This is a genomic window from Chryseobacterium sp. BGARF1 (genome assembly GCF_001677955.1).
GTDB lineage: Bacteria > Bacteroidota > Bacteroidia > Flavobacteriales > Weeksellaceae > Chryseobacterium.
Window position 1 is genome coordinate 22,789 of sequence record NZ_LELA01000068.1, and the last position, 20,879, is coordinate 43,667.

Sequence of the window (20,879 nt, forward strand, 5' to 3'; positions counted from 1 at the left end):
TTAATTGAAATTCTCATTAGATATCTATAATTTTTTATTGGTATTTATTATTGTTAAATTAGGGATTGGTTTGGTTTGTTAAGTGTCTGGTAGTAAATGTGTTGTGGTTGGTTTTGTTTGCCTCGTTGCTCAGTGTAATCAAATGCTTGTTTAAAGATATTTTATTTAATTAGTGTTATTGTTAGTATGTTTTTAAAATATTAACATTTTTTTTGATTTATAATGTTAATATTTATTAATTTTAGCACCTAATTTTAATTCAACTGAATATGAGAAAAACTCTACTAACGTGTCTATTGTTTTTAATAGCCACTTTTGTTAATGCTCAGGTTACCTTGGGTAGCGGAAATACTCAGGGCGGATACGCTCCTGTAGATGTAAATTTTGGGTATAACTATACTCAACAGATTTTTACTAAGAGCGAGATTAATACATCTGCTGCGGGTAATATTACTGGTCTAAAGTTTTATCTACCAAGTAATGCTGATATTACTAAATCTGTTGATTGGGTCGTTTATGTGGGGCACACAACTAAAACCACTTTTTCTAGTACAACAGATTGGGTAGCTGCATCTGCATTGACTCAGGTTTTTTCTGGTGCTGTAAGTGTTGTTGGTGGTGAAGTAACTGTAAATTTCAGTTCACCTTTTGCTTATAATAATACAGATAATCTTTTAATAGCAATTGATGAGAATACAGTTGATTATACAGCTAGTTCAAACAGATTTTATACTTATACAGGGCCAACAAACTCAGGTTTACATTTTAGAAGTGATTCGGTGAATCCTGACCCTTTTTCTCCATCAGCTGGTACAAGGTCTACGGTGAAATCTGTCACAAGTCTGCTTGGTCTTACTGCAGCAACTGTACCTACTTGTCCAGTAGTTTCTGCACCAGCAGCAGCAGCAACAAATGTCTCTGTTTTGCCGACAATTACTTGGGGGGCAGTTAACTATGCTACATCTTATAAGGTGAGTGTGGGTACAACTCCTGGAGGAACTGATGTTTTAAATATGCAGGATGCTGGTGTTAGTACTTCTTATACTTTTACTACATCTCTTAATTTTAATACGCAGTATTATTACACGGTGTATGCTTCTAATTCTGCGGGTACTTCTAGTGCTTGTACAGAAAGAAGTTTTACTACATTTGCTACATTAGCTTGTCCTGCTGTAAGTGCTCCTACTGCAGCTCAGACAGGTCTTCCATTAAAAACGACATTTGCGTGGCCTTCAATAAGCGGAGCATTAGGATATAGATTAAACATAGGTACTTCTGCTGGTTCTAGTAATGTTCTAGCTAATTTCGATATGGGGAATGTTACTTCATATACTCTTACGGCTGCCCAACAGTTGAATCCGTTAACACAGTATTATTATACGATTGTTTCATATAACGGAGCGGTAGTTTCATCTGCATGTGCAGAAAGAAGTTTTACTACTACTGTTGCTGCACCTTCTAATGATGATTGTGCAGGTGCTGTGACCTTAATGGTAAATCCTACATTAGCATGTACGACTACTGTACCGGGAAACACACTAGGATCAACAATGTCTATGGCTGCAACGCCTTGTTTTGGGACTCCAAATGATGATGTGTGGTATAAGTTTGTTGCGACTTCTTCAAGTCATTTATTAACTTTATCAAATGTTGTTTCTACAGGAGGTACTACAGGGATTACAGATATGTATTTTCAGGTATTATCTGGAGCTTGCGGTACTATGACAAGCGTTTTGTGTTCTGACGAAGACGTAAATATGATTACAGGACTTACGCCCGGCGATACTTATTATGTAAGAGTTTATACTTATTCATCAACGATTACAGCTAATGCAAGTTTTAATATTTGTGTAAGCACGCCTCCTGCGCCTCCTGTAAATGATGAGTGTGCCAATGCAGTAGCTTTAACAATTAATCCTGATACCAACTGTGGTAATGTTACTTCTGGAACAACTTCAGGAGGAACGAGTTCAGGTGTTGCGCTTGGGACTTGTACAGGGACAGCAGATGATGATGTTTGGTACAAATTTACAGCTACTTCAACAAGTCATACATATCAATTGAAGAATATAGTGTCTGTAGGTACTTCGTCGTCTACATCTCTTTATTCACAGGTGTTTAGTGGTGTTTGTGGAACTTTAACAAGTACGACTTGCATAACTTCAAATACAAATTTTACATTTTTAAGTGGCTTAACAGTTGGGCAAACTTACTATGTAAGAATCTATAATAGTAATGCTAATTCAGGAGCAAGCTTATATTCAAATACATTTGATATATGTATCGGAACTCTTCCTGTAGCTCCTGCAAATGATGAGTGCTCAGCTGCTGTATCTTTAACGGTAAATGCAAGCTTAACTTGTGCTACGCCAGTTGCAGGGACTACTTTGTCTGCTACAAACTCAAGTGTTCCTGTAGGAACTTGTACTGGTGCTGCTGATGATGATGTTTGGTATTCGTTTACTGCAATTGGTGCTGCTCATACAGTATTGCTTTCAAATATTGTTGCTTCGGGTACTTCTACTTCTACGAGTTTGTATACTCAAGTTTTTAGTGGCGCTTGTGGTACTTTAACAAGTATCAAATGTGGTACAACAGCAACTACATCACTTACTGGGTTGACAGTGGGTCAGGTTTATTATGTTAGAGTTTATAATTCTAACACTAATGGGACAACAGTTTATGCTAATAATTTCAATATTTGTATTGGGACGCCACCTCCACCGCCTGTAAATGATGATTGTTCAGGTGCTGTGATGTTAACTGTAAATCCAGATTATTTGTGTGGTAGTATAGCTTCGGGAACTACTGTAAGTGCAACTGCTTCTACAGAGACTGCACCAACTTGTGGAGCAACTGGTGTTAACGATGATGTATGGTATAAATTTATAGCGACAAATTCGGCACATAGAGTGTCGCTTTCTAATGTATCTGGGTCTACAGATATGGCAATGGCAGTGTATAGTGGTGCTTGTGGATCTTTGGTTCAAGTATTGTGTAGTGATCCTAATGTTATGAACGTTACTGGGTTAACAGTAGGGCAAGAATATAAAGTAAGAGTTTATACTTTTACAGCAACGGCAACAACTACAGCATCGTTTGATATTTGCGTAGGAACTTTACCTCCGCCTCCAGCTAATGATGATTGTTCAGGTGCAGTAACTTTAACTCCTGGTAATACATTTGCACAAAATGTATTAATTGGTAATACAGATGGTTCTACAAATAGTCCCGCTTTAACGGCTACTTGTTTATCTACTCCAACCAATGTAGGGGGGAATGTTTGGTTTAAAGTCGTTGTTCCTGCATCAGGAAGTTTAACGATTGAAACTGATGCTGTAACTGGATCTTTGCTTACAGATACTGTAATGTCTGTTTTTGCAGATTGTACTTCAACTACTTCTATTGCTTGTAATGATGATGATGGAAATGGTAATTTCTCTAAAATCTCTTTAACAGGACAAACTCCAGGAGCTACATTGTATGTAAGTGTTTGGAGATTCTCTTCTGCTACAGATGGACAGTTCCAGGTTTCTGCTTATGATTCTTCAATAGTTTTAGCAACAGGTGAAACCAAGGCTAAAGACAAATTGCAGGTTTATCCAAATCCATTCGCTGATGTTTTGAATATTTCAGATGTAAGCAATGTGAAATCTATTTCTGTAGTAGATATCTCTGGTAAATTGGTTAAAACTTTTGATAAGCCAGAATCTACTTTGCATTTAGGAGGATTAAATTCAGGAATGTATTTGGTTATTCTAAATATGAAAGATGGTTCTAGACAAACTATAAAAGCAATTAAAAAATAATTTATTTTAAGTTTTTTAGAGAGGCTGGTCGATTGATCAGCCTCTTTTTTTTAATTACTAATGTGATAAGTTAGATACAATAAAATACGACTATTAGATTTGATTGGTTTTCTATATTGTTCAATATAAATAGAGGAATAAAAGTGCTTTTATTGTATTGTTTTCAAATGTTAAATTATTATTTAAAAACAACATTTATTGTGTTTTTGTTATTTAATATTATTTTTTATTGTTGAAATATTGTAAATTGTTGCCTGTTTAACAAATTAACTATATTAACTATGAGAATTTTATTATTTACTTTATTTGGTTTAATTTCAAGCAATATGTTTTCACAAACATATTGTACGCCCGCTTTTTTAAGTGGTTGCGCTGCCGGAGATCAAATTGATAGCTTTGAAATTCCTGGAGCTTCCTTTAGTCATTTAAATACAGGATGCTCTAATAATGCGTATGGAGACTTTACCTCGCAATCTATTAACGTGAATGCAGGAGTGAGTTATTCATTTTCAATTAGTCATGGCTATGGGTCTCAACATGTGAAAATTTGGATTGATTATAATAATGATGGAGTGTTTACAGATGCAGCTCCTGAATTAGTTGCAACTGCTTCGAGCATTACTCAAGGTGGTCTGTATACAACAAATGGGGATATATCTATTCTTTCAACCGTATCACCAGGTACTTATAGAATGCGTGTTGCAGACAGATTTAATACTGAGCCAGATCCTTGTAATGCAGATGGGTATGGGGAAGCTCATGATTATACTGTTGTAGTAGGTGCGGCTCCAAGTTGTTTAGCTCCTACGGACTTATCGATATCTGCTGTTGCAGCTTATACTTCAAATCTTTCTTGGACAGCTTCTTCAAGTATACCAGGAGTTGGATATGAGTATTACCTGTCTACTTCAATGACACCTCCATTAAGTACGGCTGTTGCAACTGGAGCTGTCGTAAATCCAAATACTAGTACTCCTTTATCTAATTTATCACCCTCTACAGCTTATTATGTTTGGGTAAGATCGGTTTGTTCTGCTACTTCTAAGAGTGCGTGGTCTGCAGTGAGTTCTTTTAAGACATTGTGTGGAGTAATTACACCTGATTTTACTTTTGATTTTGCTGGTGGTATTAATGATTGTTGGCAGGAAGCAGATGCTGGGACGCCGGCAAGTACTCCGTCTGGAGCTTCTTCAAACTGGTATGAGACGGGATTTTTAAATAATGGATTTGATGGTGCTTTAGGTATCAATATTTATACAAGTTCATGGTTTCCAGAAACATTTGATTCTTGGGTAATTACTCCAGGATTTAATCTTTCTGCAGGAGGGTATCGTGTAAAGTTTGATTATGGATTGACGGAATATGGAGATACAGCCTCAGGTTCTTTAGGTTCTGATGACGTCGTTCAATTTATTGTTTCTCAGGATGGAGGAACTACATGGACGGTTCTTCAAACCTGGACTGCTTCTAGTAACGTATCTAATAATTCAACTCAGTATTCATATGATTTAACTTCATATACAGGAGCAAATACTAAGTTTGGGTTTTACGCGACAAATGGTGCTGTAGCAGATGCTGAAGATGTAGAGTTTTTTATAGATAATTTTGTTATTGAGCAGCTTACATTATCAACAAACGAGACAGCGATTAAGAAGGATAATATCAAAGCGTATCCCAACCCATTTGCTGATGTCTTGAATATTTCAGACGTAAGCAATGTAAAATCTATTTCTGTAATGGATGTTGCAGGTAGAGTAGTGAAAACTTTTGATAAGACAGAATCTACTCTTCATTTAGGAGGATTAAATGCAGGAATGTATTTAGTTGTTTTGAACATGAAAGATGGTTCTAAGCAAATGATTAAAGCGATTAAAAAATGATAATCTTTAATTAATAGTATTTAGATAGCGGCTTTAATGGCCGCTATTTTTTTTAAATGAAATTGATTAATGGGATAGCGTTAAAAATAATGTTATATGAATATTTGGTTTAATTATATATTAAAATTATGAATGTAAACTATTTAAAATAATTGTTATTTCTCTTGTGGTTGATAAATATGAAAAACTTAATAGATTTATACTTTTGTTAATTTAATTAAAATTGATTTAATAAATTATTGAAAATAGTGTATTTAAAAGTGTTAATTTAGTGTGTAATTAATAAAATGTATTGTTATGGGAAAAATTTTATTCACATGTATGATGTTATTGGGAATAATGTCATCAGCACAAATTTCTTACACGTACGGATGGGAGCCTACTGGGGATGGATCTTGGACCTCTAGCGGGTCGGGTTCATTTAGTAGGTCAACAACTACACCATGTAGTGGAACAGCAGCCATGAGAGCTAATAATTATTATAATTCTTCTTCTTATTTAGTATCTCCGGCATTAATAGGAACAAATGGAGGGGATTTGAATGTGAGTTTTGCCTATAAGGTTACCGAATATTCTGATAATGATGCAGGTGTTTCGTTAGCAGATTTTGGTGTCATAAAATTAGAGTGGTCAACTTCCGCAACAGGACCATGGACGACGGCTTATACAATAGATAATACAAGCCATGTGGTGTCTGCTTCTTGCGCTACGAAGTCAACTACTATTACTGGTTTACCGGGTTCTGGAAATTTGTTTATTAGATTTGAAGCAAAATCTGGGCTCGATACATCAGATAATTATGTTTATTTTGATGATATTAATATAACCCAAGGTGCGGCACCATCTTGCCCTAGCCCGGGTTCTTTAGCTTTAACTTCAGTTACAGTTAATTCAGCTGCTCTTTCTTGGGCTACACCGCCCACTGCACCTGCAAATGGATACCAGGTTTATTACAGCACTACGAGTACAGCACCCACATCTTCTACGGTGTTGAATGCTACAAACTCTGTGTCTTCATCTACAGCTATGGCAAATATTCCAGGTCTATCTCCTAATACAGCATATTATGCTTGGGTAAGATCATCTTGCTCTTCTGCAGATAATAGTATTTGGATAGGTCCTGTAAATATTTACACAGGGTACTGTTTGCCTTCTACCACAAATCAAGATTCTTGGATTTCAGATTTCATATCTACAGGAGCTGTTACTAATATGGCTTATTCTTCTCCTGTTGGTGGAGCGGGAGGTTATCAGAACTTAACCGCTAATTTAAATATCTCAAACTATGCAGGAAGTGTAACTCCAATTACCTTAACTGCAGGTGGGCCTACTGTAGGTTTTGCGATTTGGGTTGATTGGAATAATAATTTGACTTTCGAAGCGTCTGAAAGGGTATATGCTACAACTTCTTATACTACGACTACTTCTGGGGCTTCTATCACAGTTCCTTCAGGTACAGCATTAGGAAATTATAGGATGAGAGTGGTTACAAATTATAACAATAGTGCCCCGTCTAATCCTTGTGAAGCGTTTACAAGAGGTGAGTATATTGACTTTACATTTGAGGTGAGTACTCCGCCAGCTTGTCTTGTTCCTACAGGTTTAACTGCGTCTCCAGTGACTTCGGGTTCTGCTACAATTTCTTGGACTGCTCCTACGCAAGCTCCGGCAAATGGGTATGAGTATTATTATTCTACAACTAATTCAACTCCTAATTCAGGGACTGTAATTACGGGTACATCACAGCCTTTAAGTCCGCTTACTCCACTTACTACTTATTATTATTGGGTAAGATCAGTATGTTCTTCAAGTTCTGTGAGCACTTGGGCTACAGGTTCATTTACTACATTAGCTACGCCACCTGCGAATGATGCTTGTTCTTCGGCAATTGCCTTAACTCCGGGATTGGACTTTGCTCAAAATCCTTTAACGGGAACAACTATTGGTTCTACAAATACACCGGCTTTAACAGCTAGTTGTTTATTCACACCAACTAATGTGGGTGGAAACGTTTGGTATACTGTTGTGGTGCCTGCATCAGGAAGTTTGACTATTGAAACGGCTGCTGTTGCTGGCTCTCCATTAACTGATACTGTGCTTTCTGTGTTTACAAGCTGTTCTTCTACAACATCAATTGGTTGTGATGATGATAGTGGTACCGATGCGTTCTCTAAGCTTTCTCTAACTGGGCAAACTCCGGGAGCTACATTGTATGTGAGCGTATGGAGGTATTCTACGGCTACCGATGGAACGTTCCAGATTTCTGCTTATGATGCGAGTTTATCAACATCAGAAAATGTTAAGACTAAAAATGACATTAAGGCGTATCCGAACCCATTTGCTGATGTCTTGAATATTTCAGATGTGAGTAATGTGAAATCTATCTCTGTTCTAGATATTGCGGGTAGAACAGTGAAAACTTTTGATAAGCCAGAATCTACTCTTCATTTGGGAGGATTAAATGCAGGAATGTATTTAGTTGTCCTGAACATGAAAGATGGTTCTAAGCAAACAATTAAAGCAATTAAAAAATAATTTATTTTAAATTTCTTTATAACGAGAGGCTGGTCAATTGACTGGTCTCTTTTTTTTATCCGAAAATTTCTTACAGGCTAAAAACAAAATCTGGCTTTCGTTTTTGGAAAGCCAGATTTTGTTTTTTGTAAATCATTTAGACTGGGAAAAGATAAATTAATTGTAACTATCAATTTTTGCTTTATTGTCTTTAATATTTGAACTAAATTTAATTTTTAAATTAAAGAAATATTCAGTTTTTACTTTTGTGAAATTTTAGTTGTTTGGTGATATTGGTTCAATTTCTCCCGTATTCATAAGGTCAAAAACTGTTGGAAAAAACAGAACAAGGATGAAATAAATAATAACCATTAGGATTACTAAAGCGAATAGGATAAGTACTAAACTGTTGGGTTTGTTTTTCTTTTGTGGTTCCATGATTTTGTCGATTTTGGTTGATAGATTAATTGGTATATAATCTATTAAGCCAATTTCTTGCCACATTGTTTGCAATACCTTGCGTCATCATCAATATCTTCATTACCACAACGTTCACAAGTTAATTCAAGGTTCTGTCTTTTATTTCTCATTTCTGCCGTTACAATTCCTGTAGGAACAGCAATGATTGAATAACCGGCAAGCATTAAAATAACAGCAAAAAATTTCCCTGTAGGTGTGATTGGCGAAACATCACCGTATCCTACTGTAGTTACCGTTACAACCGCCCAATAAATTGATTGCGGGATGGTTTCAAACCCAGGTCTTCCGCCTTCCACCATAAACATCAAAGAACCAACAATTACCGAGAAAATAATTAAAAATAAAAGGAAAATATATATTTTTCTTGAACTGTTTTTTAAAGCTCTAAGAATGACCGTTCCATCATTCATAAAATCTAAAAGATTAAAAACCCTGAAAACACGAAGCATTCTCAGCATTCTAAAAATTAGAAAATATTTGGTAACAGGAAAAAAGAAGCTTAGATAAAACGGAACCAACGAAAGAAAATCAATAATTCCGAAAAAGCTAAAGATGTAATTTTTTTTATTTTTTAAAACAGAGATCCTGGCCCAGTACTCAGCAGTGAAAATTACAGAAATAATCCATTCTGAGATGATAAAATAAACGTGGTATTTTTTGTCAAGCTTGGGCACACTTTCCATCATGATAATGAATGTGCTCACTAAAATGAGTGATAAAAGCGTAATATCAAACAGCTTTCCGAGTTTTGTGTCTGCTCGGTAAATGATACGGTACAAAAATCTTTTCCAAAGTTTGTCTCCCGGAATAAGATTATGCTCTCTTTCCATGATGTGTTTTTTATTTTAACTAAATTATAACTAATTTCGTCACAAACATACAGAATAAAATGACAATAAAAGAAGTAATCTCTATTATAGAAAAACAGATCGCAATGCCACAGGCGGAAGATTTTGATAATGTAGGACTTTTGTGTGGAATTCCTAGCCGTAATGTAAGTGGAGTTTTGGTTTGTCACGACGCTTTAGAAAATGTTATTGACGAAGCTATTGTTAAAAACTGTAATCTTGTGGTATGCTTTCATCCCATTATTTTCTCAGGTTTAAAATCTCTTACAGGTAAAAACTATGTGGAAAGGGCTGTTTTAAAAGCTATTGAAAACAAAGTGGCTATTTATGCCATTCATACCGCTTTTGATAATGATCATTCTGGAGTAAATGCAGGGATTTGCAACGCTTTAGGTTTGAAAAATTTAAAAATACTTCAACCCAAAAAAAATAATTTAAAGCAATTAAATGTTTATGTTCCGAATGATTATGCTGAACAGTTAAAAGAAGCTCTTTTCTCTGCTGGAGCCGGAAATATCGGTTTTTACGATGAATGCAGTTTTAAAACTGAAGGAAGCGGAACTTTCAGACCAATTGAAGGTTCAACTCCTTTTTCAGGACAGAAAAATGTGAGAGAAGATGCCGATGAAAGTATGATTTCGGTAATTTTTGAAGGCTATAAACAAAATCAGATTGTTGCAGCAATGAAAGAAGCGCATCCTTATGAAGAGGTGGCGCATCAGATTTATTCTTTGGATAATGAAAACCAATATGCTGGATTAGGAATGTATGGTGAATTTGATAATGAGATGGATGAGAAAGATTTTCTGAGATTTATTAAAGATAAATTTAATGTTGAAGTTATCAAGCATTCAGATTTTACAAATAAAAAAATCAAAAGAGTAGGGGTTTTGGGCGGTTCCGGAGCGAGCGGAATAAAATCTGCCCTTGCAAAAAAATGTGATGCTTACATTACAGGTGACCTTAAATACCATGATTATTTCTTGGCAGAATCTAAAATATTGCTCTGTGATGTAGGACATTATGAATCAGAACAATGGGTTGCTCAACAATTATTTGAAATTTTATCACAAAAAATTAGTACATTTGCAATCTTAAATTCTAGCGAAAAAACAAACCCCGTAAATTATTTCCTTTAGATATGGCAAATTTAACAGATATTTCAGTTGAAGAAAAATTAAGAGCTTTATATGATTTACAAATCATAGATTCAAGATTAGACGAAATCCGTAACACAAGAGGAGAATTGCCAATCGAAGTTGAAGATCTTGAAATTGAAATTGAAGGTCTTGAAACAAGAGCTGAAAAATTTCATGCAGATATTAAAGAGCAGAATGATCAAATCAACACTAAAAATGAAGTGATCAACCATGCAAAAACACTTATTGAAAAATACAAATCTCAACAGGATAGCGTAAGAAACAATAAAGAGTTTGAAGCTTTAGGAAAGGAGATAGAATATCAGGAACTTGAAATTCAACTTTCTGAAAAAAGAATCAAAGAATTTGGAGCTAAAATCGGGCATAAAGAAGAAACTTTGAATGAGTTGACCACAAAAATCAACGATTTGAAGAATCACCTTAAATTCAAGAAAGAAGAGTTGGAAGGTCTTGTATCTGAAACTCAAAAAGAAGAGGAATATCTTCTTGAAAAATCTAAAGAATTTGCATCTAAAATCGACGAAAGATTATTAGCTTCTTATCACAGAATCAGAAAGAGCTCTTCTACAGGTTTAGCAGTTGTAGGTCTTGAAAGAGGTGCTCCAAAAGGATCATTCTTTACAATTCCCCCTCAAAAGCAAATGGAAATCGCTCAGAGAAAGAAAATCATTATTGATGAGCATTCAGGTAAAATCCTTGTAGATGATGAGTTGGTAATAGAAGAAACTGAAAAAATGAAAACAGTAATTAAATTTTAATTACTCATTTTATTAAAAATATTAATAAGACCGAAATTTTTTCGGTCTTATTTTTTTGATTTGTCGTCATTGCGAGAAGCATAGCGACGAAGCAATCGCATGAATCCACCCATTTGAATTTAAATCCCCCTCCAAAGAAGGGGTGGCGAAAATTTCAAAGAAATTTTTGACGGGGTGGTTATTTATTATGAAAATAATTTTGCAATAAAACTTAAAGTCCACGATTCACTTCGTTTCGCTCTGAATGATAAACAGAATGTCTTAGTTATAACTAAAAAAGCCGCTTCTGATTAGAAACGGCTTAATATTATTTAATCGTGATGCTCATACATCTTATTATAAAGATCAATGAATTTTTCTTTAATTGCTTTACGTTTAAGCTTTAAAGTAGGTGTTAAAAGTCCTGCTTCAATTCCCCAAACCTCTGGTGTCAGTTCAATTTTCTTGATTCTTTCCCAGTTTCCTAGATGTTCGTTGATATCATCGATTTCTTTTTCTATTCTGGCCTTCAATTCAGCACTTTTAGCAATTTCTTGCGGAGTTGTACCGATGCTTAAGTTGTTTCTCATTGCCCAGTTTTTAGCAAATTCAAAATCGGGTTGTACCAATGCAGTTGGCATTTTTTCGCCATCCCCAACAACCATGATCTGCTCGATGAATTTCGAAGCTTTTGCTAAATTTTCAATCGTTTGTGGAGCGATGTATTTTCCGCCGGAAGTTTTAAACATTTCCTTTTTACGGTCGGTAATCTGTAAGAAACCATCGTTGTCGATGTGGCCGATATCTCCCGTTTTAAAAAATCCGTCTTCTGTGAATGCTTCTTTGGTTTGTTCTTCATTCTTAAAATAACTTTTAAAAACTGAAGGCCCTTTTACGGTAATTTCGCCGTCCTGTTGAATTTTTACCGTTAAATTGTCCAAAGGATGACCTACAGTTCCTACTTTCATTTTCCCGAAAGAGTTTACCGAAATTACAGGTGAGGTTTCAGTCAAGCCATATCCTTCTAAAATAGGTATTCCTGCGTTTTGGAACATTAAATTTAATCGGGTAGACAAAGCCGCCGATCCTGAAACTAAAGTGATAATCTCGCCTCCTAAACCTTCTCTCCATTTTTTGAATACCAATTTGTCTGCTATGATCTCCTGCAATCCTGAAGGTTTTGAAACTTCTTTCTTTTTTTGAATCAATTGTAAAGCCCAGAAGAAAATTTTCTGTTTTAAACCACCTGCATTAGAGCCTGTATTGTAAATTTTATCATATACTTTTTCTACCAAACGAGGAACAACGCTCATGTAATGAGGTTTAACTTCTTTTACATTTTCACCCATTTTTTCAATACTTTCCGCGAAATAAATTGAAAAACCATTGTATTGGAAAAGATAAAACAGCATTCTCTCAAAGATGTGGCAAATTGGCAAAAAGCTTAAAACTCGAGTATCTTTATAATCTAAACTCTTTTTCTTTGGAATTCTTGGAATTGAACCTAAAACATTAGCAACAATATTTTCATGGGTCAGCATCACTCCTTTAGGTTTTCCGGTAGTTCCGGAAGTATAGATTAAAGTAGCTAAATCTTCAGTATTAATTGCCTTAGAAAGATCTTCTACCTCAATTTGTGTAGAGTCATCCTCACCAAGATCAAGAATTTCTTTCCAGTTAGCCGCTCCGCTTACATTGTCAAAAGTAAAAACACCCTGCAAGCTTGATACATTGTGCTTGATTTTCATTACTTTGGCAAGTAATTCTTTATCAGAAACAAAACAGTATTTTATTTCGGCATTATTAAAGATAAACTCGTAGTCTTCAGGGGAAATACTTGGGTAAACCGGAACAGAAACCACACCGATTTGTGAAAGCCCAAGATCCATTATTGCCCACTCTGTACGAGAATTTGTTGTGATCAATGCAATTTTATCACCAGGTTTAATGCCTAGTTTTAAAAGTCCCCTCGAAATTTTATTCCCTTGATTGACGAACTCTTGGGTAGAGGTTTTTTTCCATTCACCATGATATTTAGTAACAAACATATCGCTTTTTGGGAGATGTTCTAAAGCATAGTGAGGTATATCGAATAATCTTTTGATTGACATAATTTTCAAATAATAGTTAGGATTTTAAATATAAGAATTTTTTTTAACTAGGGAAATAAGTTCTTATTGTTTAGAATTTAATAAAATGTATGCCATAATATTTTTAATAATTCAAATTATAATAATATCTTCTGAAAAATTACAAATCCTGCGAAAATCTTGATTAACTCCTAATTAATGAATCTGTTTTCAGATTTGCTTAAAAAGTGTAAATTAGCCACCATATAATAGAAAATTTTATGGACTTTAATTTATCAGAAGAACAGCTGATGATTCAGCAGGCAGCAAGAGATTTTGCACAAACAGAACTTCTACCCGAAGTTATCGAAAGAGACAGGGAGCAGAAGTTTCCGGTTGAGCAAGTGAAGAAAATGGGGGAGATGGGACTTTTAGGGATGATGGTTGACCCAAAATACGGAGGTGCCGGTATGGACAGCGTTTCTTATGTTTTAGCAATGGAAGAAATTGCTAAAGTAGATGCTTCTGCAGCTGTGGTAATGTCTGTAAACAACTCTTTGGTTTGCGCAGGTCTTGAAAAATTTGCTTCTGAAGAGCAAAAAGTAAAATATCTTACACCTCTTGCAAGCGGACAGGTAATTGGAGCATTTGCTTTATCTGAGCCTGAAGCAGGTTCTGATGCAACTTCTCAGAAAACAACTGCTGAAGATAAAGGTGATTACTATCTTTTAAACGGTATCAAAAACTGGATTACAAATGGTAGTACTGCATCTTACTATATTGTAATTGCACAAACTGATCCTGAGAAAAAACATAAAGGAATCAACGCATTTATTGTTGAAAAAGGTTGGGAAGGTTTCGAAATCGGAACGAAAGAAGATAAATTGGGAATTAGAGGAAGTGATACACATTCTTTGATTTTTAACAACGTAAAAGTACCTAAAGAAAACAGAATCGGTGAAGACGGTTTCGGATTTAATTTCGCAATGGCTGTTTTGAACGGTGGTAGAATCGGTATTGCTTCTCAGGCTTTGGGTATCGCTTCTGGAGCTTACGAATTGGCATTGAAATATGCTAAAACGAGAAAAGCGTTCAAAACTGAAATCATCAATCACCAGGCGATTGCTTTCAAATTAGCAGATATGGCAACTCAGATTACAGCTGCAAGAATGCTTTGCTTTAAAGCGGCTTGTGAAAAAGATGCTGGAAAAGATATTTCTGAAAGTGGAGCAATGGCAAAATTATACGCTTCTCAGGTTGCAATGGATACTACGATTGAAGCTGTACAAATTCACGGTGGATACGGATATGTGAAAGAATATCACGTAGAAAGAATGATGCGTGATGCGAAAATCACTCAGATTTATGAAGGAACTTCTGAAATCCAAAAAATTGTGATTTCTAGAAGTATTTCTAAATAATTAAAAAACATCAAACACTATCTTATGAAAAAATCTTTGTGGATTACTTTAGGAGTCGTTTTACTTCTTGTAGGAGTTTTCGTCTGGTATAAGTTTTTCTTCGTTTTCGGAGAAGGCGTAAAATCAGGATATCTCAATTATGCCATCAAAAAAGGGTATGTTTTTAAAACTTACGAAGGTAAATTGATTCAGGAAGGTTTTGGAAAAGGTAAAACAGGAACTATTACAAGCTATGAGTTTGAATTTTCTGTCTCTGATCCTGAAGTTTTCAAACAATTGGAACTCAACAGCGGTAAAACCTTTGATCTTCATTATAAAGAATATAAAGGAGCGCTCCCATGGCGAGGAAACACAAGATATGTAGTAGATAAAATAGTGAACATGAAATAAGTAGAAAAGGCTCTCAATTGAGGGCCTTCTCTTTTACACTAAATCACAAAATTAATATATTATGAAGTGATAAATTTAAAACGAAAAGTTTAAATTTCATCTTTTTTATTCTTAAAATTTACTTAAAATTCAATAATAATTTAATTTGATTGATTTTCATGCTGATTGTTACTCTTCTTTTTGTAAAAATAATAACCAATTCCAGCGATTACGAACAATGGCCAAAGCGGAAGGATAAATAAGAAAATAGAGGTGATTACATTCCATCCTGAAGATATGGCATCCAAAGATTTTCCACCAAAGGTTTCTGGTTTACTATTTACTAATGCAGCTTCTGAAGTTCCGTAAAGTGTAATTTCCATATCACATAATGTGTTGTTTACAAAATCCTGTCCGTTCACATCGATTCCTTTATTTTCTACATTGCCTATATTAAAACTTAGGTCATCCATCAGATAATCAAATTTCTGAATTGGTACTTTTACTTTCAGGTATGCAATTTTGGTATTGTTGTTATTAAGAGAAGTATTTTCACTTTTTATAAATCCGTCATATTTTTTCACCAATTCTTTCACGGTTTCTTTAGCGGTCTCAGCATCGTTTACACTAAGCTCCAAAACTCCGGTTTTCTGCATTTTGTTTTGTGAAATTGTTTCGGCTTGTTTCGGTTTGTCTTTATAAACGATCTTTGTTTCTTTAATCACTTTCGGAGCCGGAACGTTTACTACAATTTTTTGAAGAGAATCTTTCTTTTCAGTTTTTGATTCCAACTTCATACTGCCTATTTTTTCTGATAGAGAATCAATTCTTTTTGAGGTAGCTTCTATTTTTTGAACCGCTTCGCTTTTTGTTTTTTCGAAATCTTTAATTTTAATACTTGCAGAGTCGAATACTATTTCTGCCTCATTATTAATTGATTTAATTTTGTCACCAACATTTGTAACAGTACTATCTGCACTGCTAATTGTATTTTCTAACTGAGGCTGTGTTGCTTCTCCTTTTTTACACATTACAAACACGCTTGATACTGCAACTAATACAATGAACTTTTTCATAAGATTATTTTTTTGTTGGTGTAAAATTAAGAATGAAGTTTTTGTAATGATTGTAAAAGAAATGTATGATTTTAGTAAATTTTTAGAATATTGAAAATCAGTAAATTATAAAATAAGTGTAAGGATTTTACAAATATTTTAGTTAAATGTTAAAAATGTTAAAAGAAAATATATATTAAGAATATAATAATATTTACCTTTGCTTTTTAAGACTTTCATAATAGAAGCCCCTTAGTTAGTTATTTTGTCTGTGTTTTAGGCTTTTAATAACTCGATGGAAAAGATAGTTTATTATTTTAATGCAAAAAATAATAAATTAAGTATATGGTGAAAGTGAATTATATAAAAATAAAAGCTATTTATAAATTTGATATCCTTTAATAAAAAAAGAAAAAACTATATGAAAAAACAACTATTTGTGACGGGATTATTTCTTGTTTCCAATGTTTTTTTTGCACAAACAAGCCGACTTTGGAAGGAGGCATCTCCAAAAAATAACTCGGAAATATTTGAAAATAAGACCAGTATTCTTAGCCCAAAAATCTATACTCTTGATTTTGAAAACTTAAAGAATGCTTTGGTGAAAGCACCCAAAAAGTTTGCTGCTGGAAAAAGATCCGATATTATTATCTCTTTTCCGAATTCTAATGGGATTATTGAAGATTTTAAGGTAAGAGAAAACTCTAACTTCGACCCTGAATTAGCTGCAAAATATCCGGACATTAAATCGTATGTTGGGGTAGGCCTTGAAGATGCTAGTTCTACTGTTTATTTTAGTATTTCCCCATTAGGATTGTCTTCAATGGAGATTTATGGCGATAAGTCTGCCGTTTTTATTGAGCCTTATACTAAAGATCTTTCAACGTATGTTGTTTATAAAAAATCAGACAAGAAGGCCAATTTAGATAAATTTGAGTGTACAGTACTTGATGTTGCTCAAAAAGGTGTTGATAACTCAAGCCTTACTGCAAGACCAAATGCTGATGACGGAAAATTAAGAACTTTCAGACTAGCTTTATCATGTACCGGCGAGTATACTGCTTTTTTTGGTGGAACAGTTGCAGGTGCTTTAGCAGCAATGAACAATACGATGACCCGTGTAAATGGAGTTTTTGAAAAAGATTTCTCTGCGAGAATGGTTATCATTGCGAATAACAACACTATAATCTATACTAATGCAGCTACAGACCCTTATTCTAATGCCACAGCTGGAGTAGCTGGAGCATGGAATGGTGAGTTACAAAATAATCTAACCGCAGTAATTGGTGAAGCAAATTATGATATAGGTCACCTTTTTGGTGCTACTGGTGGTGGTGGAAATGCTGGCTGTATTGGTTGTGTTTGTACAAATGGTACAAAAGGTAGAGGGTTTACTTCTCCAGCAGATGCTCCCCCGTTAGGTACTGGTCCAGTAGGGGATACTTTTGATATCGATTATGTAGCTCACGAAATGGGGCATCAGTTTGGAGGCAACCATACATTTTCTCATAGTATTGAAGCTGGAGGTGTAAACAATATGGAACCAGGTTCCGGGTCTACAATTATGGGATATGCAGGTATTACAAATCAAAATGTTGTAATGCATTCAACTCCGTTCTTTCATGCGATAAGTATTCAGCAAATTACCAATAATATAAAGACTAAAACTTGCCCGGTAACTACCAATACTGGAAATGCGATTCCTACAGCCGATGCAGGGTTAGACTATATTATTCCTAAAGGAACTCCATTTATGCTTACTGGAACAAGTACAGATTCAGATGGAGATACATTAACTTATATTTGGGAGCAAATGGATCCTGCTTCTGCTGGACAAACAGGAGCGAATTCTGCAGCAACTGCAACGAAAGCATCTGGTCCTACTTTCAGATCATACACTCCACAAACAGTTCCAGTCAGATATTTTCCCTCATTAGACAGAACACTTTTAGGTGCAACTACAACTTCAAGTCCTCCCAATACCTCTTCACCTATTATTGTAGAAGCTTTGTCAAATGTTGCTAGAACATACAATTTCAGATTTACATCTAGAGACAACAAAGCGGGTGGTTCTGGAAATAATTCTGATGATATGGTGGTGACGGTAAATGCAGGAGCAGGTCCGTTTACATTAACTTCACAGAATACTGCAGGTGTTGTTTGGACCGAAGGACAGTCTTATACGATTACATGGAATGTTGCCAATACTACAGCTGCACCTGTGAGTACACCAAACGTTACTATTCTTTTATCAAAAGATGGTGGACTTACTTGGCCGACTGTTTTGGTAGCAAGTGCACCAAATAACGGAACATATAATTATACAGTTCCAGGTGGTCTTGGGAATACGGTTAACAATGCTAGAATTATGGTGAAGGGGTTGAATAATATCTTTTTCAATGTTAATTTACAAAACTTTACGATTAATTCTTCTGCTGTTGTAATACCGCCTAATCCGGGAACGCCAGGAACTCCAGGAACTCCGGGAGCAGCACCTTCTCCTATTTATGATGGTTTAATGATTTATCCGGTTCCTTCAAGCGATGGCATTGTTTACATTAAATTAGATTTCCCTAGACTTGTACCACAAGCTCCATATCCATTTTCATATACCATTTATGCGATGGACGGTAAACTTGTTATTCCTAAGAGAAACCGCCTTTTCTTTACGGAACATTTAGAGAAAATTGATTTAAGAGGTGTACCAAGTGGAACTTACATGATTGAAGTTGATTTGGCAGGTGAGAAAATCGTTAAAAAGTTACTCATGCTGAATAAATAATAAATAGAAATATTTTAAATAAGAAACCCGTTAAGCAATTAAACTTAACGGGTTTTTATTTTTTATAAAGCAGCTTAAATAAATTATTTAAGCATTCTTAAATTCACTGATAAAATGGAGTTTCACATTCGGGAATTTTTCCTGTGTCATGTGAATTGTAAAAGATGAATCTGCTAAGAAAACCAATTGATTGTATTTATCTCTTGCTAAGAATCGCTGTTTTAATCTTGCAAATTCTCTGAATTCTTCCGATTTTTCATCAGCTTCTACCCAACAAGCTTTGTGCATAGAAAGAGGTTCATAGGTACATTTTGCTCCATATTCATGCTCCAAACGATATTGAATAACTTCATACTGAAGTGCTCCAACTGTACCGATGATTTTTCTATTGTTCATTTCAAGGGTAAATAACTGGGCAACCCCTTCATCCATCAATTGATCGATACCTTTTGCCAATTGCTTCGCTTTCAAAGGATCGGTATTATTAATGTATCTAAAATGTTCAGGTGAGAAGCTTGGAATTCCTTTGAAGCTCAGTTTTTCACCTCCAGTCAATGTATCTCCAATTCTGAAACTTCCGGTATCGTGAAGTCCCACGATATCTCCAGGGAAACTTTCATCCACTACTTCTTTTTTATCTGCAAAGAATGCGTTAGGAGATGAAAATTTCATTTTCTTACCCTCTCTTACCAAAAGATAGTTTTCGTTTCTTTTAAATGTTCCAGAAACAATTTTTACGAAAGCTAACCTGTCTCTGTGTTTAGGATCCATATTGGCATGAATTTTAAAAACAAATCCAGTAAAATTATTTTCTTCAGGCCTTACAATACGGGTTTCACTTTCTTTTGGCTGTGGCATTGGAGCGATATCGATAAAAGCATCCAGCAATTCACGAACTCCAAAATTATTTAAAGCTGAACCAAAGAAAACCGGCTGTAAATCTCCATTCATATAATCTTCACGATTAAATTCTGGATAAACAGATTGTATCAAGTCAAGCTCTTCTCTTAAATTCTTTGCTGCTTTTTCACCAATAACTTCATCAATTTTAGAATCATTAATGTCATCAAACTTTATTGTATCACCTACTTTCTGTTTTTTCTCTTCTAAAAATAATTGAATATTGTTTTCCCAGATATTATAAATTCCCTGAAAGTCGCTACCCATACCGATTGGTAAAGAAAGCGGGCAAACTGTTAATCCTAATTTCTGTTCCACTTCATCTAGCAAATCGAAAGCATCTTTACCTTCACGGTCAAGCTTATTGATGAAAACCAACATCGGGATGTTTCTCATTCTACAAACTTTAACAAGTTTTTCGGTCTGTTCTTCAACTCCTTTTGCAACGTCGATTACAACAATTACAGAGTCAACTGCAGTTAAAGTTCTGTAGGTATCTTCAGCAAAATCTTTGTGACCTGGTGTATCTAAAATATTAATTTTATAACCTTTGTATTCAAAAGCTAACACAGAAGTTGCTACTGAGATTCCTCTCTGTCTTTCAATTTCCATGAAATCGGAGGTTGCTCCTTTTTTTATTTTGTTGGATTTTACCGCACCCGCTTCCTGAATAGCACCCCCAAAAAGCAATAGCTTTTCTGTAAGAGTGGTTTTTCCGGCATCGGGGTGAGAGATAATTCCGAAGGTTTTTCTTTTTTCTATTTCTTTGATTAAGTCTGACATATTGTATTTTGAATTTGCAAAAATCGTGAAATTAATCGAATTCTGAAAATCTCATTTTTATGGATGTTTAAA

Annotated in this window: 12 protein-coding genes; 8 read left to right on the forward strand and 4 right to left on the reverse strand. The window is 34.8% G+C overall.

Annotation, left to right across the window (positions count from 1 at the left end):
- Window positions 1-269 precede the first annotated feature (269 nt).
- From AB671_RS13325 to AB671_RS13335, 3 genes are all read left to right on the forward strand, one after another.
- On the forward strand, window positions 270-3,809 hold the full coding sequence (locus tag AB671_RS13325; RefSeq protein WP_082987311.1) for a T9SS type A sorting domain-containing protein: 3,540 nt from the start codon (window positions 270-272) through the stop codon (window positions 3,807-3,809).
- Window positions 3,810-4,090: 281 nt separating this feature from the next.
- Window positions 4,091-5,689 (forward strand): GEVED domain-containing protein, encoded by a 1,599-nt coding sequence (locus AB671_RS13330; protein ID WP_066680871.1) that lies wholly within the window; start codon window positions 4,091-4,093, stop codon window positions 5,687-5,689.
- Window positions 5,690-5,986: 297 nt separating this feature from the next.
- Window positions 5,987-8,224 (forward strand): GEVED domain-containing protein, encoded by a 2,238-nt coding sequence (locus AB671_RS13335; protein WP_082987312.1) that lies wholly within the window; start codon window positions 5,987-5,989, stop codon window positions 8,222-8,224.
- Window positions 8,225-8,685: 461 nt separating this feature from the next.
- On the opposite strand, the gene AB671_RS13345 is transcribed toward AB671_RS13335, so the two are convergent.
- On the reverse strand, window positions 8,686-9,513 hold the full coding sequence (locus tag AB671_RS13345) for an ion transporter (RefSeq protein WP_066679238.1): 828 nt from the start codon (window positions 9,511-9,513) through the stop codon (window positions 8,686-8,688).
- Between the two features lie 59 nt (window positions 9,514-9,572).
- On the opposite strand from AB671_RS13345, the gene AB671_RS13350 reads away from it, so the two are divergent.
- The gene (locus AB671_RS13350) at window positions 9,573-10,670 is read left to right on the forward strand and encodes a Nif3-like dinuclear metal center hexameric protein (protein WP_066679236.1); all 1,098 of its coding nucleotides are present in this window, start codon (window positions 9,573-9,575) and stop codon (window positions 10,668-10,670) included.
- 2 nt (window positions 10,671-10,672) lie between these two features.
- Complete coding sequence (locus tag AB671_RS13355) at window positions 10,673-11,449, forward strand: zinc ribbon domain-containing protein (RefSeq protein ID WP_066679234.1); 777 nt, start codon at window positions 10,673-10,675, stop codon at window positions 11,447-11,449.
- A gap of 311 nt (window positions 11,450-11,760) precedes the next feature.
- On the opposite strand, the gene AB671_RS13360 is transcribed toward AB671_RS13355, so the two are convergent.
- On the reverse strand, window positions 11,761-13,539 hold the full coding sequence (locus tag AB671_RS13360; protein ID WP_066679230.1) for an AMP-dependent synthetase/ligase: 1,779 nt from the start codon (window positions 13,537-13,539) through the stop codon (window positions 11,761-11,763).
- Window positions 13,540-13,778: 239 nt separating this feature from the next.
- Between AB671_RS13360 and AB671_RS13365 the strand changes: the two genes are divergently transcribed.
- Window positions 13,779-14,918 (forward strand): acyl-CoA dehydrogenase, encoded by a 1,140-nt coding sequence (locus tag AB671_RS13365; RefSeq protein ID WP_066679229.1) that lies wholly within the window; start codon window positions 13,779-13,781, stop codon window positions 14,916-14,918.
- Window positions 14,919-14,942: 24 nt separating this feature from the next.
- Complete coding sequence (locus AB671_RS13370; protein ID WP_066679227.1) at window positions 14,943-15,308, forward strand: hypothetical protein; 366 nt, start codon at window positions 14,943-14,945, stop codon at window positions 15,306-15,308.
- 140 nt (window positions 15,309-15,448) lie between these two features.
- On the opposite strand, the gene AB671_RS13375 is transcribed toward AB671_RS13370, so the two are convergent.
- A complete protein-coding gene (locus AB671_RS13375; protein WP_066679226.1) occupies window positions 15,449-16,363 on the reverse strand; it encodes a DUF4349 domain-containing protein in 915 nt (304 codons plus the stop codon).
- A 400-nt stretch (window positions 16,364-16,763) separates the two neighbouring features.
- On the opposite strand from AB671_RS13375, the gene AB671_RS13380 reads away from it, so the two are divergent.
- A complete protein-coding gene (locus AB671_RS13380; RefSeq protein ID WP_082987313.1) occupies window positions 16,764-19,124 on the forward strand; it encodes a reprolysin-like metallopeptidase in 2,361 nt (786 codons plus the stop codon).
- Window positions 19,125-19,211: 87 nt separating this feature from the next.
- Here the strand turns inward: AB671_RS13380 and AB671_RS13385 are convergent, their stop codons facing one another.
- Window positions 19,212-20,807 (reverse strand): peptide chain release factor 3, encoded by a 1,596-nt coding sequence (locus tag AB671_RS13385; RefSeq protein WP_066679225.1) that lies wholly within the window; start codon window positions 20,805-20,807, stop codon window positions 19,212-19,214.
- Between the last annotated feature and the right edge of the window lie 72 nt (window positions 20,808-20,879).